At 73.0% G+C, this 22,278-nt stretch carries 26 protein-coding genes; 8 read left to right on the forward strand and 18 right to left on the reverse strand.

Going from position 1 to position 22,278, the window contains the following annotated elements; translation table 11 throughout:
* Nucleotides 1-78: 78 nt before the first annotated feature.
* The 7 genes from ABQ292_RS01470 to ABQ292_RS01500 are packed head-to-tail and all read left to right on the forward strand — an operon-like array spanning nt 79 to nt 4,370.
* The gene (locus ABQ292_RS01470) at nt 79-489 is read left to right on the forward strand and encodes a nuclear transport factor 2 family protein (RefSeq protein ID WP_369202505.1); all 411 of its coding nucleotides are present in this window, start codon (nt 79-81) and stop codon (nt 487-489) included.
* Nucleotides 490-517: 28 nt separating this feature from the next.
* The gene (locus ABQ292_RS01475; protein ID WP_369202507.1) at nt 518-2,071 is read left to right on the forward strand and encodes a class I adenylate-forming enzyme family protein; all 1,554 of its coding nucleotides are present in this window, start codon (nt 518-520) and stop codon (nt 2,069-2,071) included.
* A complete protein-coding gene (locus tag ABQ292_RS01480) occupies nt 2,072-2,593 on the forward strand; it encodes a hypothetical protein (protein ID WP_369202509.1) in 522 nt (173 codons plus the stop codon).
* The gene (locus ABQ292_RS01485; RefSeq protein ID WP_369202511.1) at nt 2,590-3,006 is read left to right on the forward strand and encodes a MaoC family dehydratase; all 417 of its coding nucleotides are present in this window, start codon (nt 2,590-2,592) and stop codon (nt 3,004-3,006) included. The genes ABQ292_RS01480 and ABQ292_RS01485 overlap by 4 nt, the downstream gene beginning before the upstream one ends.
* Nucleotides 3,003-3,425: an acyl-CoA thioesterase gene (locus ABQ292_RS01490; RefSeq protein WP_369202513.1), complete on the forward strand. Its 423-nt coding sequence runs from the start codon at nt 3,003-3,005 to the stop codon at nt 3,423-3,425. The genes ABQ292_RS01485 and ABQ292_RS01490 overlap by 4 nt, the downstream gene beginning before the upstream one ends.
* The gene (locus ABQ292_RS01495) at nt 3,422-4,018 is read left to right on the forward strand and encodes a nuclear transport factor 2 family protein (protein WP_369202515.1); all 597 of its coding nucleotides are present in this window, start codon (nt 3,422-3,424) and stop codon (nt 4,016-4,018) included. The genes ABQ292_RS01490 and ABQ292_RS01495 overlap by 4 nt, the downstream gene beginning before the upstream one ends.
* Before the next feature lie 43 nt (nt 4,019-4,061).
* On the forward strand, nt 4,062-4,370 hold the full coding sequence (locus ABQ292_RS01500; RefSeq protein ID WP_369202517.1) for an EthD family reductase: 309 nt from the start codon (nt 4,062-4,064) through the stop codon (nt 4,368-4,370).
* 103 nt (nt 4,371-4,473) lie between these two features.
* Here ABQ292_RS01500 and ABQ292_RS01505 read toward each other — a convergent pair whose 3' ends face one another.
* The 4 genes from ABQ292_RS01505 to ABQ292_RS01520 are packed head-to-tail and all read right to left on the reverse strand — an operon-like array spanning nt 4,474 to nt 8,049.
* Nucleotides 4,474-5,331, reverse strand: coding sequence for a mycofactocin-coupled SDR family oxidoreductase (locus ABQ292_RS01505; protein ID WP_369202519.1), 858 nt, complete (start codon nt 5,329-5,331; stop codon nt 4,474-4,476).
* Complete coding sequence (locus ABQ292_RS01510) at nt 5,328-5,744, reverse strand: nuclear transport factor 2 family protein (RefSeq protein ID WP_369202521.1); 417 nt, start codon at nt 5,742-5,744, stop codon at nt 5,328-5,330. Before ABQ292_RS01510 ends, ABQ292_RS01505 begins: the two co-directional genes overlap by 4 nt.
* 17 nt (nt 5,745-5,761) lie before the next feature.
* A complete protein-coding gene (locus tag ABQ292_RS01515; RefSeq protein WP_369202523.1) occupies nt 5,762-6,514 on the reverse strand; it encodes an enoyl-CoA hydratase/isomerase family protein in 753 nt (250 codons plus the stop codon).
* Nucleotides 6,514-8,049, reverse strand: a complete 1,536-nt coding sequence (locus ABQ292_RS01520) for an AMP-binding protein (protein WP_369202525.1) — start codon at nt 8,047-8,049, stop codon at nt 6,514-6,516. Before ABQ292_RS01520 ends, ABQ292_RS01515 begins: the two co-directional genes overlap by 1 nt.
* Before the next feature lie 99 nt (nt 8,050-8,148).
* On the opposite strand from ABQ292_RS01520, the gene ABQ292_RS01525 reads away from it, so the two are divergent.
* On the forward strand, nt 8,149-8,664 hold the full coding sequence (locus ABQ292_RS01525) for a pyridoxamine 5'-phosphate oxidase family protein (RefSeq protein WP_369202527.1): 516 nt from the start codon (nt 8,149-8,151) through the stop codon (nt 8,662-8,664).
* Nucleotides 8,665-8,934: 270 nt separating this feature from the next.
* Here the strand turns inward: ABQ292_RS01525 and ABQ292_RS01530 are convergent, their stop codons facing one another.
* The 14 genes from ABQ292_RS01530 to ABQ292_RS01595 are packed head-to-tail and all read right to left on the reverse strand — an operon-like array spanning nt 8,935 to nt 22,243.
* The gene (locus ABQ292_RS01530; protein WP_369202529.1) at nt 8,935-9,705 is read right to left on the reverse strand and encodes an enoyl-CoA hydratase/isomerase family protein; all 771 of its coding nucleotides are present in this window, start codon (nt 9,703-9,705) and stop codon (nt 8,935-8,937) included.
* Nucleotides 9,698-10,528: an amidohydrolase family protein gene (locus ABQ292_RS01535; RefSeq protein WP_369202531.1), complete on the reverse strand. Its 831-nt coding sequence runs from the start codon at nt 10,526-10,528 to the stop codon at nt 9,698-9,700. Before ABQ292_RS01535 ends, ABQ292_RS01530 begins: the two co-directional genes overlap by 8 nt.
* Nucleotides 10,525-11,277 (reverse strand): SDR family NAD(P)-dependent oxidoreductase, encoded by a 753-nt coding sequence (locus ABQ292_RS01540; protein ID WP_369202533.1) that lies wholly within the window; start codon nt 11,275-11,277, stop codon nt 10,525-10,527. The genes ABQ292_RS01535 and ABQ292_RS01540 overlap by 4 nt, the downstream gene beginning before the upstream one ends.
* Nucleotides 11,274-12,503, reverse strand: a complete 1,230-nt coding sequence (locus tag ABQ292_RS01545) for a CaiB/BaiF CoA transferase family protein (RefSeq protein ID WP_369202535.1) — start codon at nt 12,501-12,503, stop codon at nt 11,274-11,276. Before ABQ292_RS01545 ends, ABQ292_RS01540 begins: the two co-directional genes overlap by 4 nt.
* A gap of 22 nt (nt 12,504-12,525) precedes the next feature.
* The gene (locus ABQ292_RS01550; RefSeq protein ID WP_369202537.1) at nt 12,526-13,998 is read right to left on the reverse strand and encodes an aldehyde dehydrogenase family protein; all 1,473 of its coding nucleotides are present in this window, start codon (nt 13,996-13,998) and stop codon (nt 12,526-12,528) included.
* Entirely contained in the window at nt 13,995-14,510 is a 516-nt protein-coding gene (locus ABQ292_RS01555; RefSeq protein WP_369202539.1) for a MaoC family dehydratase, read from the reverse strand. The genes ABQ292_RS01550 and ABQ292_RS01555 overlap by 4 nt, the downstream gene beginning before the upstream one ends.
* Before the next feature lie 2 nt (nt 14,511-14,512).
* Nucleotides 14,513-15,439, reverse strand: coding sequence for an HpcH/HpaI aldolase/citrate lyase family protein (locus tag ABQ292_RS01560; RefSeq protein ID WP_369202541.1), 927 nt, complete (start codon nt 15,437-15,439; stop codon nt 14,513-14,515).
* 14 nt (nt 15,440-15,453) lie between these two features.
* On the reverse strand, nt 15,454-16,620 hold the full coding sequence (locus tag ABQ292_RS01565) for an acyl-CoA dehydrogenase family protein (RefSeq protein ID WP_369202543.1): 1,167 nt from the start codon (nt 16,618-16,620) through the stop codon (nt 15,454-15,456).
* 10 nt (nt 16,621-16,630) lie between these two features.
* A complete protein-coding gene (locus ABQ292_RS01570; protein WP_369202545.1) occupies nt 16,631-18,298 on the reverse strand; it encodes an AMP-binding protein in 1,668 nt (555 codons plus the stop codon).
* Between the two features lie 50 nt (nt 18,299-18,348).
* The gene (locus tag ABQ292_RS01575) at nt 18,349-18,891 is read right to left on the reverse strand and encodes a nuclear transport factor 2 family protein (RefSeq protein ID WP_369202547.1); all 543 of its coding nucleotides are present in this window, start codon (nt 18,889-18,891) and stop codon (nt 18,349-18,351) included.
* Entirely contained in the window at nt 18,888-19,616 is a 729-nt protein-coding gene (locus tag ABQ292_RS01580; RefSeq protein ID WP_369202549.1) for an ABC transporter ATP-binding protein, read from the reverse strand. The genes ABQ292_RS01575 and ABQ292_RS01580 overlap by 4 nt, the downstream gene beginning before the upstream one ends.
* The gene (locus tag ABQ292_RS01585; protein WP_369202551.1) at nt 19,600-20,406 is read right to left on the reverse strand and encodes an ABC transporter ATP-binding protein; all 807 of its coding nucleotides are present in this window, start codon (nt 20,404-20,406) and stop codon (nt 19,600-19,602) included. Before ABQ292_RS01585 ends, ABQ292_RS01580 begins: the two co-directional genes overlap by 17 nt.
* Complete coding sequence (locus tag ABQ292_RS01590) at nt 20,403-21,356, reverse strand: branched-chain amino acid ABC transporter permease (RefSeq protein ID WP_369202553.1); 954 nt, start codon at nt 21,354-21,356, stop codon at nt 20,403-20,405. Before ABQ292_RS01590 ends, ABQ292_RS01585 begins: the two co-directional genes overlap by 4 nt.
* A complete protein-coding gene (locus tag ABQ292_RS01595) occupies nt 21,353-22,243 on the reverse strand; it encodes a branched-chain amino acid ABC transporter permease (protein ID WP_369202555.1) in 891 nt (296 codons plus the stop codon). The genes ABQ292_RS01590 and ABQ292_RS01595 overlap by 4 nt, the downstream gene beginning before the upstream one ends.
* Nucleotides 22,244-22,278 lie beyond the last annotated feature (35 nt).

Genomic DNA, 22,278 nt, shown 5'->3' on the forward strand with positions numbered 1-22,278 from the left:
CAGGCGAACCATGCATAGGGTAACCGTGGTCACATCCCGTGCCCGGCCCAGACGCCGGCCTTCGCCCAGGAGCTCGCCATGTCCGCTCGCGGTGCCATCGAGAACGTCCTCAACCGGTACTCCATCGCCTACGACGAGAACGACATGGCGGAGATGGCCGACACCTTCACCGAGGACGCCGTCCTCTCGATGCGGATCGCCGACGGCGACCTCATCGGCCCGTTCGAGGGCAAGGCGGGCGTGATGAAGCTGATGACCGACAGCCTGGCCGGCCAGACCGACCAGCGCCGGCACGTCACCACCAACATCGTGGTCCGCAAGGAGACCGACGACAGCGCGGTGGTCAGCTCCTACCTGACGCTCATCTCGGTGAAGGACGGCGCGGCGACGGTGCTCTCCACCGCCCGTTACGAGGACGAGCTGCGCCGGGAGGACGACGGCGCCTGGCGGTTCACCAAGCGCCACATCCAGCTGGACCTCCCCTACTGACGCGCACCCGGACCGCAGGAGACCCGCCGTGAACCAGGGCCTGATCCCGGCCAAGTGGGCCGCGCTGACACCGCGCGCCGAGGCGATCGTCGACGTCCCCAACAGCCGCCGGATGGACTACGCGGAGTTCGACCAGCTGGTGCGCCGGCTGGCCAACGGGCTGCGCGGCCTCGGGATGCAGAAGGGCGACCGGTTCGCGGTCCTGTCGCGCAACTGCGCGGAGTACATGGCGCTCTACTACGCCGCCGGCCGCGCCGGGCTGGTGCTCCAGCCGCTCAACTGGCGGCTGGCCGGCGCGGAGCTGGCCACCATCGTCCGCGACGCCGCCCCGAAGGCGGTGATCAGCGCGGACGAGTGGTCGGAGACCGTCGAGCAGCTGCAGCGCGACGTCGACGTGCCGAACTGGCTGCAGTTCGGCGACAAGAGCGACGGCTCGTTCCTGCGGATGGTCGAGGCCGCCAGCGACGACGAACCGGTCTGGACTGCGCAGTCCCTCGACGACGACCCGTTCTTCATCCTCTACACGGGCGGCACCACCGGGAAGAGCAAGGGCGCGGTGCACACCCATCGCAGCGCGGGGGCGATGATGCTGGCCCAGACGGTGGCCGAGCGGATCGTGCCCAGCGACGTCTACATGCTGACCGGGCAGATGTACCACATCCCCACGGTGCTGGCGATGAACTACAACCGGCACGGCTGTCCGCTGGTCCTGGTCAACTTCGAGGCCAAGCAGGCACTGGAGATCATCCAGGAGGAGCGCGTCTCGGCCTTCCTCGGCATCACCACGATGATCAATTGGATGATGGCCGTCCCCGACTTCGCGAGCTACGACCTGTCCAGCCTGCGCAACTTCCAGTACGGGGGCGGTCCCATGCCCTCGACCGTGGTGCGCGCGGCGATGGACAACTTCCCCTGCACGATGATCCAGGGCTACGGGCAGACCGAGGGCGCCGGGATGACGTTCCTGTCGCAGGAGGACCACCTGCGCGCCGTCGCCGGCGACCACCCCGAGCGGCTGCGCTCCTGCGGCCGGGAGGGCTTCACCGCCCAGATCCGGGTGGTGGACGAGTACGGCCACGACGTGCCGCGCGACGGGCGGACGGCTGGGCAGATCGTCGTGCGCGGCGAGCAGAACATGATCGGCTACCTCAACCAGCCCGAGCTCACCGCGCAGACCATCCGGGACGGCTGGATGTGGACCGGCGACATGGCCACCTGGGACGAGGACCGCTACGTCTTCATCGTCGACCGGGCCAAGGACATGATCATCTCCGGCGGCGAGAACATCTACAGCGTGCAGGTCGAGGAGGCCATCAACCAGCACCCCGCCGTCCTGGAGTGCGCCGTCTTCGGCGTCCCGGACGAGGAGTGGGGCGAGTCGGTGAAGGCCGTCGTCGTGCTGAAGCCGGGCACCGAGGCCACCGAGCAGGACATCATCGACGAGGCGAAGAAGCACCTGGCCGGCTACCAGAAGCCCCGCTCGGTCGACTTCGTCCCCCAGCTGCCCAAGGCGCCCACCGGCAAGATCCTCAAGCGGGAGCTGCGCAGCCCCTACTGGGCCGACCGCGACCGGGGGGTCTGAGTGGCCTTCGCGGAGGCCGACCTGCAGACCGTCGTCGGCCGCCGGTTCCCCGGCGGCAGCTACACCGTCGCGCCCTGGCGCGCCTGGCTGCTGGCCGACACCGTGCTCGCCGAGCCGCCCTCGCTGCGGGACGACGGCGAGCAGGTCGCCCACCCGCTGTTCGCCTGGATGGCGGCCACCGGGGCCATGGGCATCACCTGGGACGAGCTGTTCGCGTGGTTCGGCTCGAGCGCCGCCGACGGGCCGGTGTTCGGCGAGCACGAGACGACGCTGCACCGGCCGCTGCGGGTGGGCGCCACCTACCGCGTGAGCGGCGGGATCGAGTCCGCCGAGCGCAAGGTCGGCCGGCGCACCGGCGTGTTCGACGTGGTCGGGTACGCCATGGACCTGCACGACATGGACCTGCACGACATGGACCTGCACGACATGGACCTGCACGACATGGACCTGCACGACGACGGCGGCGGAGCGCACGTCGCCCGCTGCTGGAACTCCATCGTCTTCCCCCGGAGGGACGCGTGAGCACGCCCACGGTCGAGGTCGGCACCGAGCTGCCCGTCTACGACGTCCCCTCGGTGAGCGCCGAGAAGATGAAGACGATGGCGGCGCTGCTGTCCGACCCCACGCCGATCCACTGGGACGTCGCCACGCTGCAGGCACTCGGCATGGGCGACCGGCCGGTCAACCAGGGCCCGCTGAACATGGGCTACGTCATGAACGCCGTCACCGCCTGGGCCGGCGGGCCGCGGTCGCTGCGCCGGCTCCGGGTGCGCTTCCTCGGCACGGTGCTCGCCGGGCAGCACCTGCGGGTGCGCGGCACGGTGAGCGGCCTGCGCGAGGAGGAGGGCGTGCGGCTGGCCGACTGCGACGTCGTCCTCGAGGTGGTCGAGGGGGACCCGGTGGTGTCCGGGACGGCGACGGTGGTGCTGTCGTGAGCCGTGAGCCGCTGCGGTTCCAGCTGGCCTACGGCGACTGCGACGTCGTCGGCATCGCCTACTTCGCCATCTACTACCCGTGGATGGAGCGCGCGCAGACGCTGTGGCTGCACTCCCACGGCCTGCGCAGCGGCGAGCTCGTCGAGGACCTCGGCATCCTCACCGTCGGCGTGCACTCCGAGTGCACCTACAAGCAGATGGTGCGGGTCTTCGACGAGCTGACCATCGAGATCACCCTCGACCGGGTCGGGACGTCGTCGTACACGCTGGGCTTCGACTTCGTCCGCGACGGCTCGGTGGTCACCCACGGCGCGATGACCTTCGTCTGCCGCACGCCCGAGGGCGGCAAGGCGGCGATCCCCGGGCGGCTCATGGAAGTCCTCCGGACCCTGCCCACCCCGGCGGAGGTGCCGGCATGACCCTCGACCTGCCCGCCGTGACCGCGGACCTCACCACGGTCAACCCTCTGCCCGAGGGGGACCTCGCCACGCTCGCCGCCGCCGTGCGCGCCCAGACCGACCGGCAGGCCATCACCGACCTCGGTGTCCTCTACGCCCGCGCCGTCGACGACCACGACGTCGACAGCGTCGTGGCGATGTACACCGCCGACGGCGTGTTCGAGCGCCGCGGGGTGGCCGCGACCGGTGCCGAGGCGATCCGCGCGGCCTACGTCGCCAGCTTCGACACCTACCGCACGATGCTGCACACCCCGCACCCCGGCGTCGTGCGGCTGCACGGCGACGGGACGGCGTCGGGCTGGTCGCACGGCCACGCGGAGCTGGCCACGAGCAGCACGCTGGTGCTCGCCTCGTTCCGCTACGAGGACGACTACCGCTGCGAGGCCGGCCGCTGGCTGTTCGCCCGGCGGTCGATCACCTTCATGTACGCCGTGCCGGCCGACCAGCTGGCCGGCAGCTTCGGCTCGGTCGAACGGATCCGCTGGCCGCGGACCGTCCCCGAGGCCGGCGACTACCCGGAGACCTCACCCACCTGGGAGACGTACCGGGCATGAACTCCCGGGGCACCGAGGCCCCGGGCAACGAGACGGAGGACCCGTGTACCGAGTCGTCGTGAACTACCACCACCCCGAGGACCCCCAGGCCTTCCTCGAGCACTACCGCAGCACGCACGCACCGCTGGCGAAGAACCTGGCCGGGCTGTCCGCGTACACATGGGGGGTGTCCGAGACGCTCGACGGGTCGCAGCCGCCGTTCTTCGTCACCGCTGTCCTCGACTGGCCCTCGAAGGACGCCGCCCTCGCCGACCTCGGCTCCGAGCAGGGCCAGGCGGCGTCGGCCGACATGGCCAACTTCGCGCAGGCCGGCGTCTCCATGTACACGCTGGACCTGGAGACCGTCGTCTGAGAGGGGACCCGCTGCCCGCCACCACTCGCGAGCTCGCAGCGGGACCCTGCGGAGGGGCCAGGTCAGGGCCGGGCGTCGCGCACTTCCGCGGGAGTGCGCGACGTCAGGGCCGGACCGGGGCCGGGTTGTACCCGGGCAGGGCCAGATGGCCGGCGTCGACCGGGATCGCCTGGCCGGTGACGCCGTAGGCGCCGTCGGAGGCCAACCAGACGGCGGCATCGGCGATCGCCTCCGGGCCCAGCGCGCCCTGGCCGCCGAGGATCCCGTAGTGCAGCGCCCCGGCCTCGAAGTCGTCGCGGGTCCCGCCGGGGTGGCCGGCCATCCCGTCGTAGACGCCCGGCCAGTTGGTCATCGGGGTGTCCACCAGGCCCGGGCAGATCGCGTTGACCCGGACGCCGTGCGGGCCGAGCTCCAGCGCGGCGCTGCGCATCAGGCCCAGGACGCCGTGCTTGCTCGCCGCGTAGTGCGCGGCGCCGGCGTTGCCCCGCACGCCGTTGACCGACGAGATGAGCACCATGGAGCCGCTGCCGCGCTCGATCATGTGCGGCGCCACCGCGCTCATCGACCGCCACACGCCGATGAGGTTGACCTCGAGGACGTCGCGGAACTGCTGCTCGGGCATCTGCCAGAACGGCGCCTGCGAGAAGACGCCGGCGTTGGCCACGAGCGCGTCGACCTGCCCGAAGGTCTCCAGCCCCTCGGCGACGGCCGCGGCCAGCGCAGCGCCGTCGCGGACGTCGGCGGTGCGGGCCACGACCCGTCGGTCGAGCGCCTCGACCTGCGCGGCGGTCTCGGCCAGGTCCGCGGCCCGCGCCGTCGGGTAGGGCACCGAGTCGATCTGTGCGTCGATGTCCACGGCGATCACCTCCGCGCCCTCGCGGGCGAAGGCGACCGCGTGCGCCCTCCCCTGCCCGCGGGCGGCGCCGGTGACCAGGACGACCTTCCCCTCCAGCCGGCTCACGGCATGCTGACCTCTCCGCCGAGGGCGGTCACCAGCACGATCGGGTCGAAGAACTCGGCCAGCCGGGTGATCCGGCCGTCGCGGACGCTGAACCGGGAGATGTAGGTGTTCCGGTAGGGCCGGCCGGTGGTGAGCACCCGCGTGTTGCTCGTGTACTCGGCCACCCACTCGCCGGGCCGGTCGGCCAGCGCGTCGATCCGGTGGTCGGCGAAGTCCATGGGGTCCATCAGGCCCTCCGGGTAGACCTTCATCGCCTCGGCGCGCCCGCGGCTGACCTTCGGGAACCCGGGCGGCGCGTAGGGCAGCACCAGCTCGACGTCGTCGGCGAAGGTCGCCTCGATGGCCGGCAGGTCCAGCCGGCCGACGGCGTCCAGGTAGGCCACGACGACGGCGCGGCCCTCGGGATCGGTCATGTCTCCTCCTCGGTGGGTCAGCGGCCGCGGGCGGCCCGGAAGGCGGTGACGGCGTCCCGGTGCTCCGGGGTGCCGAAGAGCAGCGCGATCGCCTCGACCGACTCGTTGAAGCCGCCGACGGCGTCGCGGTTGACGAAGGCCTTGCAGACCCGGACGGCGAGCGTCGAGTGCGCGGCCATCTCCGCGGCGAGCGCACCGGCGGCCGGCAGCAGCTCGTCGTCGGGGTGCACCTCCTGCACCAGCCCGGCCCGCTCGGCGCGCGCGGCGTCGACGACCCGGCCGGTGAGCGCGAGGTAGCGGGTCCAGTGCCGGCCCAGGACGTCGGGCCCGCGGACGATGCCGTAGCCGGGCATCAGGCCGACGGTGGCCTCCTTGAACGAGAAGCGCGCCGACTCCGCGGCCAGGACGACGTCGCAGGCCAGCGCCAGCTCCGTACCGCCGCCGTAGGCCAGCCCGTTGACCGCCGCGACCACCGGGACGGCGCACCGCTCGACCGCGGAGAAGGCGTCGTAGACCAGCTTCAGGTGCGGCCGCACCCGGGTCACGTCACCGGCCAGCCCGGCGAACATGTCGATGTCCCCGCCCGCGGAGAACGCCCGGCCACTCCCGGTGAGCACCACCGCGCGCACGTCGTCGTCCACGCCGATCGTGCCCATGACCTCGACGAGCTCGCGGAACCAGGTCTCGTCCATCGCGTTGAGCTTCTCCGGCCGGCTCATGGTGAGGACCGCGACGCCGGGCTCGGGGTCGGTGCGGGTGAAGCGCTCCATCAGCGGGCCTCCCGGTCCCAGGTGCCGGGCGGGACGCCGTCGGCGCGCAGCCTGTACTTCTCCACCCGCTGGCTCGGCGTCAGCGGCAGGACGTCGAGGACCCGCACGTAGCGCGGGACGGCGAAGGAGGTGAGCCCGTGCCGGCAGTGCTCCACCAGCTCGGCGGGGTCGACGGTGGCGCCCTCGGCCGGGACGACGGCGACCGCGACGTCCTCCTCCGACAGCTCCGAGGGGAGGCCGTAGGCGGCGACCTGGGCGACCGACGGGTGCTCCGCGACGACCCGCTCCACCTCCCAGGAGGAGACGTTCTCCCCGCGGCGGCGGATGATGTCCTTCATCCGGTCGAGGAAGGTGAGGAAGCCGTCGGCGTCGAGCACGCCGCGGTCGCCGGTGTGGAACCACAGCTCCCGCCAGGCGGCCGCCGTCGCCGCGGCGTCGCCGGCGTAGCCGTCGAACATCCACCCGGGCTTCTTCGGTCGGGCGACGATCTCCCCCGGCGTCCCCGGCGGCACCGGCTCGTCGTGGTCGTCGACGACCGCGACGGTGTAGTTCACCGACTCGCGGCCGGCGGTGCCGATGCGCCGGGCCGAGGGCGGCATGTCGCAGACGATCGACACCTCGGTGCTGCCGTAGATCTCGGTGAGCCGCACGCCGAAGCGCCGCTCGAAGGACTCGAACACCTCCGGCGGGCACGGGGCGCCGAAGCCCACCCGCACCGGGTTGTCGACGTCGTCGGGCCGCGCCGGCTGCTTGTGCAGGATGCTCGTCATCGCGCCCTGGTAGTTGAACGCGGTGATGCCGTGCGCCCGGCAGGTGTCCCAGAACCGGCTGGCCGAGAAGGTGCGGTCCAGGACCAGGTCGGCGCCGGCCTCGACGGCGGCCATCACGCTGCAGTACCGGGCGTTGGAGTGGAACAGCGGGAAGACGCTGTAGAGCCGGTCGGCCGCCGTGTACCCCATGAGCGCCACGGTGTGCCGGGTGAGGTTGACGTTGGCCCGGTGCGAGAGGACGGCGCCCTTGGGCGGGCCGGTGGTCCCCGAGGTGTAGAGGACGACGGCCGGGGCGGTGGGGTCGACGGCGGGCAGCGGCTCCGGTGCGGTGGCGAGCAGGTCGGCGAGGTCGGTGTCGGAGGGCTCGGAGTCCCCGTGCACGACCAGCGCCCGCACCGTGTCCGGGGCGCAGGCGCGGACGGCGTCGGCGAACTCGGCGTCGCAGACGACCACCGGCGCGCCGGAGTGCTCGAGCAGGTGACGCAGCAGGGTCGGCCCGCTGGCCGGGTTCAGCGGCACCTCGACCAGACCGGCGCGAGCCAGGCCGAACCAGACGGTGAGCGTGGCGACGCTGCTGCGCATGAGCACGCACACGCGGTCACCGGTGCGCAGGCCGAGCGCCCGGAACCCGGTGGCCGCGCGGTCGGCGCGCGCGTCGAGGTCGCGCCAGGTCACCGGCTCTCCGGCGACCCGGACCCCGGCGGCCGCCGCGGTTCGGCCCGCGGCGGCCGCCAGCCAGTCGCCGATCGACGGGGTGCCGGACATGCCACCTCCGGTGTCCTGTCGTCCCGGTGACCCGGGACGATGACCTGTGCCACTATCCAGCCATAACATGCGCAGGTTCACAAGCGATCAGGAGGTGTCGTGTCCGCATCCGCCGAGGGGCGCCCGCAGGTCGGCGTCCGGGACATCGAGGACCTGCGGGGGACGCACCTCACCCCCGCCGACCAGGACGACCTGCTCGACGCCCAGACCGAGTGCACCGTCGCCTACGCCTCGCGGGAGGGGTGGCCGGCCGCGGTGGTCATGAGCTTCCTGCGCTCCGGGGACCGGTTCTGGCTGACCGCGGTGGGCGGCCGCGACCACCTGGAGTCGCTGCGGCTCGACGGCCGGCTCACCCTGGTGGTCGACAACCGCGGCACCGGGCTGCCCGGGCGCCGGATGCTCGCCGTCCAGGGCACGGTCGTCGTGCACGAGGACCGCGCGACCAAGGAGTGGTTCTACCCGGCCTTCGCCGAGCGGATGGCCGCCGACGACCCGGCTGCCTTCGTGCGGTTGCTCGACAGCCCGAACCGCGCGGTGCTGGAGGTGACCCCGACGGGCAGGCAGAAGAGCCACGACAGCCGCAGGATCGCCGGCAACGGCCGCGGCGGCCGCTGACCCTCCCCGCCGGACCCGTACCGCTCCCGACCGAGGACAGGAAGGTCGAGGTGACCTTCGCCCGCGCGGGACGGGTCCGGCGTCCGGGCGCGTCAGGCGCCGGGGGGCGGCGAGCCGGGGACGGCGTTGCAGCAACCGCCGCCAACGATCATGGAGCCGTCGCGGCGACACACCGGCACCCCCCGGCGTGTCGCCACCGCACCGCCGTGATCGCGAGGTGCGGAGGCGGTGGGGTCGCGCAGCGGCAGGAACGGCCACCGGAGGGGCGGGTCAGGCGTCGGGGGCGGGGAACCGCGGGCGGCGCTTCTCGAGGAAGGCGGTCGCCCCCTCGGCCATGTCGGGGCTGCCGATCGCCTGCACGAGCATGCCGAGGCCGTTGGTGAAGGAGTCGCGGGCGGCGTTCCACCAGATGTTGGAGCTCACCTTGGCGATCTCCAGGTAGCGCGGCGATAGGACGGCGAGCTCCTCGACGAGCGCGTCCACGGCGCCCACGAGCTCGTCGTCGGGCACGACGGCGTTGACCAGCCCCAGCTCCAGCGCCTGCGCGGCGGTGTAACGCCGGCAGAGGAAGGCCATCTCCTTGGCCCGCTTCTCCCCGATCTGCACACCGAGCACGTTCGTGGCGCCGGTGACAGGCGCGCTGCCCACCCGCGGCCCGGTCTGGCCGAACGTGGCCGACTCCCCCGCGATGGCCAGGTCGCAGGCGACGACCAGTTCGTTGCCCCCGCCGGCCGCCGGGCCGTTGACCGCGGCGATCACCGGGCGCGGGTGGGTGCGGATCGCGTCGAACAGCCGCAGCGACGCCCGGTAGAGCCCGCGCATGTTCGTCACGTCCGGCGCCGACAGGTTGGTCAGCGCCCCGCCGGCGCAGAACGAGCCGGGCACCCCCGTGATGACGACGGCGCGGCTGCGGGTGCTGCCGTCCAGGGCGTCCACGATCGCCTCGGCCATCTCGGGGTCGTAGGCGTTGCGCCGGTCGGGCCGGTCGAGGGTGATCCAGGTTGCGTCGCCGCGCTGGTCGACCAGGACGGGGTCAGCCACGGGCCGGCTCCACCGAGGGCCCGGGCGCGGGCTCCCCCTCGGCGATGCCCATCAGCCGGGCGAAGTTGCCGCCGAGGATGCCGGCGGTGGTCTCCTCGTCGTAACCGAGCGCCCGGATGGCGGCGATCTCCCGCGCCGGGTCGGCCATCGGCCAGTCGGAGCCGAACACGATCCGGTCGGCGCCGTGCTGGTCGACGATCGACCGCACCCGGTCGGGCGCGAGCTCGGCCATGGTCGGCGGCCAGGAGGTCTCCAGGTGGACCGGCAACCCGAGCAGTTCGGCCTCGGCCTCCTCCAGCCGGTGGTAGCCGCCGAAGTGGCAGGCCACGATCCGCAGGTCGGGGAAGCGCCGGACGATGTCGCGGATCATCCCCGGCGTCGCCCGCTCGTTGCTCTCCCGGTCGCCGCCGGCGCCCACGTGCGCGATGACGGCGATCTCCGAGCCGAAGGCCTCCAGGAGGTCCCACACGCGCGGGTCGGAGTAGGCGAAGCCCTGGAACAGCGAGTGCAGCTTCACCCCCGGGATGCCGTTGCGGCGCAGCGAGGCCATGTTCTCGTCGACGGACAGGTCCGGGTGCACGGTCCCGAAGCCGAGCAGGTTCCCTCCGCGGCTGCGCGCCACGAACCGGTTGGTGCCGTCGACGTACTTCGCCGTGTCGGCGATGCCGAGCAGCACCCCGCGGTCGACGCCGGAACGCTCCAGCACGCCGGGCAGCGTGGAGATCCTCCCGTCGCCGACCCGCGGCAACTGCGGCACCCGCGGGCCCAGCGCCCGTTCGGCGAGCTGGTCGGGCCAGGCGTGGCAGTGCACGTCGATGATCACGGCTGTCCTCCGTCGACGGTGATGACCGAGCCGGTGGTGAACGACGACCAGTCCGAGGCGAGGTACAGCGCCGTCCCCACCACCTCCGACGGCTGCCCGCCGCGGCCGAGCGCGAAGGTCGCCGCCCGGCGGGCGAAGGCGTCCATGTCCCAGGCGGCGGACACGTCGGTGAGGAAGGTGCCGCACATGATGGCGTTGACCCGCACGGTGGGGCCGAAGGCGTGCGCCAGGCCGACGGTGACCGCGTTGAGGCCGGCCTTGGCCGCGGCGTAGGGCACGATGTCGGCCCGCGGGCGCACCGCGCCGGTGCTGCTCACGTTGATGATCGAGCCGCCCTCGCCGGCCGCCATCCGCGTGCCGACCAGCGCCGCCAGCCGGAACGGGCCCTTGAGGTTGACCCCGAGCACCTTGTCGAAGAGGACCTCGGAGACGTCGGCGAGGGTGTCGTAGCGCGGGCTCATCCCGGCGTTGTTCACGAGGACGTCGACCCGGCCGAGCTCGCCGTAGACGGTCTCGACCAGCTCGTCGAGGCCCTCCCAGCGGCCCACGTGCGCCGACACCGGCAGCGCCCGCCGTCCGGTGGTCTCGCGCACCTCGGCCGCCGTCTTCTCGCAGCTGGCCAGGTCCCGGCTGGCGACGACGACGTCGGCACCGGCCGCGGCCAGCCCGAGCACCATCTCCCGGCCCAGCCCGCGGCTGCCCCCGGTGACCAGCGCGACCTTGCCGGAGAGGTCGACGGCGACGCTCACGCCGCGCGCACCGGCGTCGGCCCGACGACGTCGCCGCTGCCCAGCCGGGCGATCTCGTCGGGTGCCAGCCCGAGCAGCTCGGTGAGGGCCGGCTCGGTGTGCTCGCCGATGGCCGGCACGCCGTCGTAGACCGGCCCGGCGTAGCTCCCCAGGTGCAGCACCGGCCCGGGCACCAGCACCCGGCCCAGCGCCGTGCCGGCCAGCTCGACCAGCGTGCGCTCGCGGAAGTGCGGGTCCTCGACGATGTCGCGGGCGTCGTTGACCGCGGCGGCCACCACCTCGTGCGCGTCGAGGTCGGCGAGCACCTCCGCGCGCGGCCGCAGCGCCACCCATGCCTTGACGTGCTCCTGCAGCTCCTCGTTGTTCGCCATCCGGGCGACGTTGGTGGCGTAGCGCGGGTCGTCCTTGAACTCCGGTCGGCCCATCGCGTCGAACAGCCGCAGGGCGATCGTCTGGTTGGACGCCGCGATCGACAGCCACTGGCCGTCGGCGGCCTGGTAGATGCCGCGCGGGGAGGCCGAGCCGGAGCCGTTGCCCACCCGCTCCTGGACGAAGCCCGTGGCGGTGTAGTTCACGATCAGGTCGCCGAGGATGAACATCAGCGGCTCGTACAGCGCCACGTCGACGACGTCGCCGCGGCCCGTCCGCGACCGGTTGAACAGCGCGGTCGTCGTCCCGAACGCCGCCGAGAGCCCGGCGATGGAGTCGGCGAAGCCGAACGGCGGCGAGGTCGGCGGGGTGTCGGGCCAGCCGTTGACGTAGGCGTAGCCGCTGACGGTCTCGGCGACGGTGCCGAAGCCCGGCCGCTCGCGGTAGGGCCCGGTCTGGCCGAACCCGGACACGCGGGTGAGCACCAGGCCCGGGTTCTCGGCGGACAGGACGTCGTAGCCCAGTCCCCAGTCCTCCAGCCGGCCGGGCCGGAAGGACTCGACGACGACGTCGACCCGCGCGGCCAGCCGGCGGACCAGGTCGCGGCCCTCGGACCGGCGCAGGTCGATGCCGATCGACTCCTTGCCGCTGTTGAGCCGGGCGAAGCCCATCGACACGCCCTCGTGCTGCGGCGTCCACTGCCGCGCGAAGTCCCCGGTGCGCGGGTCCTCCACCTTGACCACCCGGGCGCCGAAGTCGCGCAGCATCCGGCCCGCCGTCGGGGCGGCGTACATGGTGCCGAGCTCGAGGACGGTGATCCCCGCCAGGGGCGGGGAGCCCGCCGGATCGCTGCTCATGGTGTGGTGTCCCCCCTGGTGGTCACGGCCGCCACTGCACGTGCTGCGGCTCGAGGTACTCGCGGATGCCCCACTCACCGATCTCCCGGCCCACGCCGGAGAGGCCGAAGCCACCGAACGGCGCGTCGGGGCGCATGTTGCCGCCGCCGTTGACCCAGACCGTCCCGGACCGCAGCTTCGCGGCCAGGGCCCGGCCGTGCTCGACGTCGGGCGTGTAGACGTTGGCCGCCAGGCCGTAGGCGGTGTCGTTGGCCAGGGTGATCGCCTCCTCCTCGGTGGCGAAGGGCACGACGACGCCGACCGGGCCGAACACCTCGGTCTGCACGAGGCGGTTGTCGTGCGGCAGGCCGGCGAACACGACCGGGTTGACGAAGTACCCGCGGTCGGGGACAGGGGTGTCGAGCGACAGCACGATCTCCCCGCCGTCGGCGAGGCCGTCGTCGACGAACGACTGCACGCGCTGCCGGTGGTCCTCGCGGATCATGGGCCCGATGTTGACCGAGCGGTCCCACGGGTCGCCGACCTTGAGCGCGGTGAACGCCTCCCGGGAGGCGGCGAGGAAGTCGTCGACGAGGCTCTCGTGCACCAGCATCCGCGCCAGCGCCGCGCAGCCCTGACCGCCGTTGCGCGCCCAGCGCAGGTGGATGTCACGGGCGAGCGCCGCGACGTCGATGCCGGGCAGCAGGATGTTGGGCGACTTGCCGCCGAGCTCGAGGGTGACGCCCTTGAGCCCGCGGGCGGCCTGCTCCATGATCCGGGCGCCGACGGCGTCGGAGCCGGTGAACGACACCCGGTCGACGCCGGGGTGGGTGGTCAGGTGCTGCCCGACGGAGGGCCCGTCGCCGACGAGGACGTTGATGACGCCCGCGGGGATGCCGGCCTCCTCGAACAGCTCGCCCATCCACAGCGTGGTCAGCGGGGTCCGCGGGGAGGGCAGCAGCACGGTGGTGCACCCGGCGGCGAGCGCGGCGCCGAACTTGAAGACGGCGAGGTTGATCGGGTAGTTGTAGCCGGTGATGCAGGCCACCACCCCGGCCGGCCGGTAGGCCACCTCGGAGTAGCTGAGCACCGGGTCGTGCCAGGGCCCGAGCTGCACGGTGCGGTCCACCAGCGCCGCCTCGGCCTGCCAGCGCAGGTGGGTGACGCCCAGCCGCACCTGCATGACCTCGGCGAAGGCGGCCGGGGTGCCGACCTCGTTGACGATCGAGGCGGTGAGCCGCTCGACGTTGGCCTCGAAGACGTCGGCCAGCCGCGTGAGGGCGGCACTGCGCTCCTGCGGGCTCGCCTCCGCCCACGCGGGGAAGGCCCGGCGGGCGGCGTCGACGGCGGCGTCGACCTGCTCGACCGTCGCCGTCGGCACGGTGGCGGTGACCTGCTCGGTGGCCGGGTTGACCGCCTCGATGACCGGCCCCTCCCCCGGGACCAGCCGGCCGCCGATGAGCAGCTCGCGGGTCGACGGGACCCAGGTGCGCAGGTCGGCCTCGGTGCTGGTCATGCCCGCTGCTCCTCGATGACGGGGGTCTGGTCGCCCTGCACCGCCGGGTTCGACCCGCCGTGCTCGGGGCTCTTGGCCATGAGGCCGACGCGGGTGCACCGCATGATCAGCGTGTCGTCCTGGTTGTAGCCGCGGTGCTCGAACCAGACGATGCCGCTGTCGGTGCGGCTGCGGCTCTCCCGCTTGTCGAGGATCGTCGTCTCGCCGCGCAGGGTGTCGCCGTGGAAGACGGGGTGCGGGAACTCGACCTTGTCGTAGCCGAGGTTGCCCAGTGTCGTCCCGAAGGTCAGCTCCAGCACGTGGAAGCCGCCGACCAGCGCGAGGGTGAACAGGCTGTTGAACAGCGGCCGGCCGTGGATGGTGCCCTTGGCGAACTCGTGGTCGAGGTGCAGCGGCTGGGTGTTCATCGTCAGCGACGTGAACAGCACGTTGTCCGACTCGGTCACGGTCCGGGTGAACGGGTGCCGGTAGACCCGGCCGACCTCGAACTCCTCGAAGTACAGGCCTCGCACGGTCAGCGCCCTCCCTCGGGTGCGTCGATGGTGGGGACGGGCGCGCTCGCCGCACCCGGGAGCGAGCGGGCGTGCGCCAGCCAGTCGCGCGCGGTGTCGACGTGCGCCTTGTCGATGTGCACGCCCCGGTAGCGGGCCGCCCCGGAGCCGGCCGCGGCCGCCGCCTGGTACGCGGCCACGAGCCCCTCGTGGAACTCCACCTCGTCAGCGGTGGGCGTGAACGCCTCGTTGACCACCGGCACGTGGCTGGGGTGGATGGCGATCATGCCGCGGAAGCCGAGCTGGCGGCCCTTCTCGGCGAAGGTCTTCAGGCCGACCAGGTCGTCGAGGCGCTCCCACAGGCCGGTCAGCGGGTGGATGCCGGCCTCGCGGCAGGCCAGCAGCACCCGGCTGCGCAGGTAGAGGGTCTCCTCCCCCTCCGGCGTCCACCGGTAGCCGACGGCGCGGGCGATGTCGGCGTGCTCGGCGGTGGGGCCGATCATCGCGCCGACCCGCGGGGACGCCGACGCGATCTCCCGGGCGTTCTGGATGGCCGCGACCATCTCGACCGGCACGATGTACTCCAGCCCCTGCACGCCGTTGCGGGCCTCGAAGTGGTCCAGCAGCGCGTCGTAGCGCAGCACGTCGGTCGCCGTGTCGATCTTCGGCGCGAAGACACCGGTGAGCCCGGGGGCGACGACGGCCTCGAGGTCGGCGCCGGTCAGCCGGGTGTCCAGCGGGTTGACCCGGACGAACAGCCCGACGCGCCGGTCGCGCTCGCGCACGGCGCGGATGGAGTCCGCGACGGTCGCGCGGGCGCCCGCCTTGAGGTCGGCGGGCACCGAGTCCTCGAGGTCGAGCACGATGCAGTCGGCGCCGGCGGCCAGCGCCTTGTCCAGCCACTGCGGCTTGTGGCCGGGGACGAACAGGATCGAGCGGTACGGGACCATCAGCGCGCCTCCTCTCAGTAACTACGGGGCAGGCCCAGCACGTGCTCGGCCGTGTAGTTGAGGACCATCTCCTGGCTGATCGGCGCGATCCGCATGAGCCGCGCCTCGCGGAAGTACCGCTCGACGTGGAACTCCTTGCCGTAGCCGAAGCCGCCGTGCACCTGCAGGGCGACGTCGGCGGCGAGGAAGCCGGCCTCGGCGCAGAGGAACTTGGCGGCGTTGGCCTCCCGCCCGCAGGGCAGCCCGCGGTCGACCAGCCAGGCCGCCTTGTGCACGACCTGCTCGGCGGCGTCGAGGCGGATCGCGGCGTCGGCGAGCTGGAAGGAGATGCCCTGGTTCTGCCCGATCGGCCGGCCGAACACCTCCCGCTGCTTGGCGTACTCGACGCCGCGGCGCAGCGCCGCCCGTCCGATGCCGAGCGCGGCGTTGGCGCTGATGACCCGCTCGGCGTTCAGGCCGCCGAGGATGGTGCGGAAGCCGTGCCCGACCTCCCCGACGACGTCCTCGTCGGCGACGAAGAGGTCGTCGATGAACAGCTCGTTGGTGTCGACGGCGTTGCGGCCCATCTTGGGGATCTCGCGGATATGCACGTGCTCGCGGTCCATCGGCGCGAAGAACAGCGTGAGCCCCGCCGTCTTCTTCGCGGCCGGGTCGCGCGGGCTGGTGCGGGCCAGCAGCAGCATCCGCTGCGCCTCCTGCGCCTTGGTGATCCACACCTTCTTGCCCGACACCAGCCAGCCGCCGTCGACCTCGCGGGCGGTGGTGGAGATGTTGGTGGTGTCGGTGCCGGCGTCGGGCTCGGTGACGGCGAAGGAGACGTGCAGCTCGCCGCTGACCGCCTGCGGCAGGAACCGCCGCTTGAGCGACTCCGAGCCGTGCTCGATGACCGGGTGGAAGCCGAAGATGCCGATGTGCACGGCGCTGCAGCCGCCCATGCCGGCGCCGGACGCGGCGATCTCGTACTCGACGAGGGCCGCCTCGGTGACGCCGAGACCGCCGCCGCCGTACTCCTCGGGGATCGTCAGCCCGAGCCAGCCGGCGTCCTTGACCGCGTCGTAGAACTCCCACGGGAACTCGTGGGAGTCGTCGTGCTGCATCCAGTACTCGTCCGGGAACGCCTTGCACATGGCTCGGACGGCCTCGCGGATCTCCCGGTGGGTGGGGTCCTCGGCGTAGTCCACGGCGGTCTCCTCAGCGGGCGCCGGCCACCGCGGTGACGGCGGTCCGGTCGTGGGTGTCGGCGGTGACGCCGTCGGCCCTGAGCTGGGCCTTCTGGACCTTCTCCGAGGGCGTCCTGGGCAGGGAGCCCGTGAAGCGGACGTAGCGCGGGATCGCGAAGGCCGGCACCCGGCCCTCGCACCACTCCCACAGCTCGGCGGCGGTCACGCCCGGGCCGGCGGGGTCGGCGACGACGACGGCCATGACCTCGTCCTCGCCGGCCTCGGAGTCCGCCGCGACGCCGACGACGGCGACCTCGAGGACACCGGGGTGCGACAGCAGCCCCTGCTCGACCTCGTAGGAGCTGATGTTCTCCCCGCGCCGGCGCAGCGCGTCCTTGTAGCGGTCGACGAAGTAGAACCAGCCCCCGGCGTCCTTGCGCAGGGCGTCACCGGTGTGGAACCACAGGTTGCGCCAGGCCTCGGCGGTCTTCTCCGGCATGCCGAAGTAGCCCAGCGAGCAGGTCCACGGGTGCCGCGGGCGGACGACGAGCTCGCCGACCTCCCCCACCGGGACCTCGCGGTCGGTCTCGGGGTCGACCAGCCGGACGTCGAACCAGTCAGCTGCCTGCAGCCCGGCGGCACCAGCGGGCCGCTCCTCGCCGTAGGGCGACAGGATCGGCGCGCTGGTCTCGGTGAGGCCGAAGACCTCGGTGAAGGCCTCGATGCCGAAACGGGCGCGGAAGCCGTCGACGATGGAACTGGCCGTGGGGGCCGCGAACACGGTGCGCAGCACGTTGTCGGCGTCGTCCGGGCGCGGGGGCTGCTTCCAGACGAAGTCCATCATCACGCCGATGAGGTTGGTGGCGGTGACGCCGGAGTCCCGGAGCTGGTCGACCCAGCGGCTGGCGCTGAACCGCGGCCGGCAGACCAGCCGGGCCCCGGCGATGAGGGCCGGGTAGGCGGCCATGAACTGTGCGTTGCCGTGGAACAGCGGCGTGCAGGTGAAGTAGACGTCCTCGGGGGTCAGCCGCTGGAGGCTGACCACCTCCTGCCCGAAGAAGTACATCTGCGCGTGCGGCATGGCCACGCCCTTGGACGGGCCGGTGGTGCCGGAGGTGAAGAAGATCGAGGCCAGCGCGTGCGGCGGCGGCGTCCGGAACTCCACCCCGGGGCGGGCGCCGACGGCGAGGTCCTCCCACCGGCCGGCGCTCCAGCCGTGCTCGCGCAGCAGGGCCAGCGCCTGCTCGCGGCTGCCGGTGTCGACCACCCAGAAGCGCTCGATCACCTGGGCGACGTCACCGACGGCGGCGAACTTCGCGGCGTGGACGTCGTCGATGACGGCGAACCGCGGCGCCGCGGTGGCCACCTGGTGCTCGAGGAAGACGCCCTCGTAGGCGGTGTTGATCGGCACCTGGACCGTGCCGCCGATCCCCGTGCCCAGCCAGGTGCGCAGGAACTGCGAGGAGTTGGCCGCCATGACCAGTACCCGGTCACCGGCGCGGGCACCGGCCTCGGCGAGCCGGTCGGCCACCGACTCCGCCTGCTGCAGCGCCTGCGCGTAGGTGAGGGTCAGGTCCTCCTCGGGCAGGTCGAGCGCGACGGCGTCGGGGCGACGGGCCGCGTGGTGCCGCAGTACCGTCGCGAGCGTCCAGTCGCCCTGGTCCGGGAAGGCCGGCACCAGCTCCGTGTAGTAGCGCATCTCTCCCCTACCGACGGGGTCCCGCACACTTCGCGCGCGAGTGAACCCACCTAATCATGTGCATGGTTGTTTGACCAGTCCTCGGCTGCGGACGCGGCACCCGGACCAGGCCCGCGCCGGCGGAGCTCCACCGGCTCCGGCGTCCCGGCGTGGGCGAAGTGGCTGTCCGCGGCCGGCAGGTGCACGACGCGGTCGACGGAGATGCGCTTGTGCGCAATGAGCAGCTCACCGCCGTGCTCGACGTGGTCGTCGGCGTAGGTGCCGGTCACCACCCGGGTGCCCTGCTCCTCGAACATCGTGGCCGAGAAGTAGGCCGACGTCCGGATCAGGTCGCCGGCCGGCTCGGCGAGGACGTTGGTGACCACGTGCCGGCAGACCGGGATCCGCAGCGCCACGTGCGCGCGGTAGACGTCCAGGAACGCCTCGACGCCGGACGTGGGCGGCAGCTCCCCGCGGGTGACGCCGACGTCGTCGGTCACCATCGCGCGCAGCGCACCGAGGTCGCCCGTGTCGACCGCGAGCGCGTAGCGCGCGTAGAGCCGGGCGCTGCGGGCACCGAGCAGGGCGGGGTCGCCCGGGGCCGCGGCGGTCATCCGCCACCGCTCCCGGTCAGCGCGGCCTCGCCGAGGAACGCGCGCAGCACCGAGGCGTTCGACCGCGCCCGGGCGGCCGGGCCGGTGAAGACGATCTCGCCACGGGCCATCGCCACGACGTCGTCGGCGACCTCGAGACCCATCTCGGCGTTCTGCTCCACCAGCAGCACCGACAGGCCCTCGTCGGCCATCGCGCGGACGGCCTCCAGCACCGACTCGACCATCGTGGGCGCCAGACCCATCGAGGGCTCGTCCAGCATGATCACCCGCGGCGAGCTCATCAGCGCCCGGCCGAAGGCGAGCATCTGCTGCTCGCCGCCCGACAGCAGCCCGGCCGGGCCCGACCGTCGCTCGCGCAGGATCGGGAACATGGTGAAGACCCGGTCGAGGACCTCCCGGGAGCGGTCCCGGGAAGCGGTGTAGCCGCCGAGGACCAGGTTCTCCTCGACCGTCAGCGGAGCGAACACCCGGCGCCCCTCGGGCACCAGCACCATGCCGGCCCGCACGATGCGGTGCGGCGCCAGGCCGGTGACGTCGCGGCCGTCGAGCACCACCCGGCCGGCGTGTGCCTTCACCAGGCCGGCGGCGGCGCGCAGCGTGCTGGTCTTGCCGGCGCCGTTCGCGCCGAGCACCAGGGTGACCCGGCCCGGCGTCGCCGAGAGGCCCACCCCCCGCACGGCCTCCGCCGTCGCGTACCGGACGTGCAGGTCAGCGATCTCCAGCACGGTTCCACCTCTTCCCCAGGTAGGCCTCCTGGACCGACGGGTCCCGGACGACGTCGCGGGGGGCGCCCTCGGCGATCGGCAGACCCTGGTTCATCGCCAGCAGCCGGTCGCAGGTGTCGACCATCATCGAGACGTCGTGCTCGACGAGCAGCTGCGTGAGCCCCTCGTCGCGCAGCCGGCGCAGCAGGCCGGCCACCTCCAGCCGCTCGGGCTGGTTCATCCCCGCCGTCGGCTCGTCGAGCATCAGCACCCGCGGCCGGCTGGCCAGCGCGCGGGCGATCTCCACCCGGCGGGCGGTGCCGTAGGACAGCTCGCCCGGCCGCAGGTCGAGCAGGTCGCCGACGCCGGTGCGCTCCACGGCCTCCTCGACCGGCTCGGGCACGCTGCGGCGGGCCAGCTCCCGCAGCCGGGCGGCGCGGCCCAGCCGCAGGTCCGCCCCGAGCTGGATGTTGCCGAGCACGGTGAGGTCGGGCAGCAGCCGCACGGTCTGGAACGTCCGCGCGATGCCGCGGTGCGCCAGGCGCGACGCCGGGGTGCGGCCGTAGTCCTCGCCGTCGAGGGTGAGCCGGCCGCGGGTGAGCGGCACCAGCCGGGTGAGCGCGGCCAGCAGGGTGCTCTTGCCCGACCCGTTGGGCCCCAGGATGCCGAGGATGCGGCCGGTCTCGAGGGCGAGGTCGACGCCGTCGACGGCCTTGATGCCGCCGTAGTGCACCGCGACGTCGGCGCCCTGCAGCACCGGGGCGCCGGGGACGGGCACCGCGCCCTCCGGGCGCTGGTCGAGGGCGGTCACGGCCGCGCCTCCGCGGCCGGGCCGCCGAGGGCGGCGAGTTCCTGCTCCGGGTCGGCCGCGACCGTGGTCACCGGCGCAGCGGCACCTCCGGCCGGGATCCGCCGGCGTCGCGTCCGCAGCCGGTGCCAGCCGTCCTGGGCCAGACCGAGCAGGCCGTTGGGCACCCAGACGGCGGCCGCCGCCACGATGACGCCGTAGACGACCAGCTGCCAGTCGCCGACGACCTGCAGGACGCTCGGCAGCCAGGTGAAGATCACCGCACCGATGGCGGCTCCGGCCCACGACAGCGCCCCGCCGACGATGATCATCGTCAGCGCGGTGACCACGAGGTGGAACCCGACGGTCTCCGGCGAGACGGTCGTGCGCAGCAGGCTGTTCATCCCGCCGGCCGCGGCACCGAGGGCCCCGCTGACGACGAACACACGCCGGCGGACCCGGGTGACGTCGATGCCGAGGGAGACGGCCAGGTGCGGGTCCTCGCGGACGGCGTCGACCCGCCGGCCGTAGGCACCGCGCTCGCTGCCCGCGAGCAGCAGCACCACCACGACGGTCACCACGACCACGTGCGTGGTGGTCAGCGTGCTGATCGCGCCGTAGAGGCCGGTGGCCCCGCCGGTGAGCTCGCCGCCGTTGGTGGCCAGCACCCCGAGGAAGAGCGCGAAGGAGATGGTCGCCATGCCGAGGTAGAGGCCGGAGAGCCGGGCGACGAGCAGCGCCAGCAGGTACCCGGCCGCGGCGGCGATCAGCATGCCGGCGCCGATCGCCAGCACCGGGGCGAGCTGGGCGCGGATGGTGAGGATCGCCGCGGTGTACGCACCGATCGCGTAGCTCCCGACGCCGGCGAAGGAGAATACCCCCGCACGCAGCGGGACCTGGATCGACAGCGCCAGCAGGAAGCTGATGAACGTCGACTGGATGAGGACCAGGTGCGAGAAGTACCAGGCGTTCACGTTCGGCGGACCTCCTGACGGCCCAGCAGGCCGTTGGGCCGGACGAGGAGCATGAGGAAGATGACGCCGAACGCGATGGCCGGCGCCCAGGTCCCCGAGGTCGTGACCAGCACCAGCGTCTCGATGCCGGCCAGGACCATGGCGCCGAGCACGACGCCGGCGATGCTGCCGACGCCGCCGAGGATGATCGCGGCGAACGCCTTGAGCAGGAACGCGTCGCCGGTCTCCGGGGCGATCGAGCCCAGGTAGTAGGTGAGCAGCACGCCCGCCAGGCCTGCGAGGCCGCCGGCGACCGCCATGGTCAGCAGGGCGAGGCGGCGGCGGTCGACGCCCATCATCGAGGCGACCTCCGCGTCGACGCCGATCGCGCGCAGTGCCAGCCCCGGCCGCGCCGCTCGCAGCCACCAGCCGATGACGGCGGCCAGCCCGAACGCGGCGACCAGGGTGACCAGCTGGACGTTGCCGACCCGGACGAAGCCCCAGTCCCACGTGGTCACGCGGAACGTGCTGCCGGAGTAGCCGAACGGCACGCTGCGGGTGAGGTACTGCGCCACCGCCAGCGGGATGATCGCGATGCCGATGCCCCCGACGAGGATCTGCATCTCGGCCTTGCGGTGGTCGGTGGCGCGCCGCTGGATCGGCTCGAACGCCAGCACCTGGACCAGCAGCGACAGCACTGCACCCACCAGCACGCCGACGGCCAGCATCGCCGGGAGCGGCAGCGGCACCTCCTGCACCAGCAGGTGGGCGGTGAACGCGGCGAACACGAAGATCGAGCCGTGGGCGAAGTTGAGGATGCCGATCGTCCCCCAGGCCAGGCTCATCCCGAGGGCGAACAGCAGGTAGAGCGAGCCGAGGGTCAGCGCGTTGAGCACGTCCTGTGCCATGGGGTCCTCCTCCCGGAGGCCGGTGACGGCGGTCG

The organism is Geodermatophilus maliterrae (genome assembly GCF_041018925.1).
GTDB classification, from domain to species: domain Bacteria; phylum Actinomycetota; class Actinomycetes; order Mycobacteriales; family Geodermatophilaceae; genus Geodermatophilus; species Geodermatophilus maliterrae.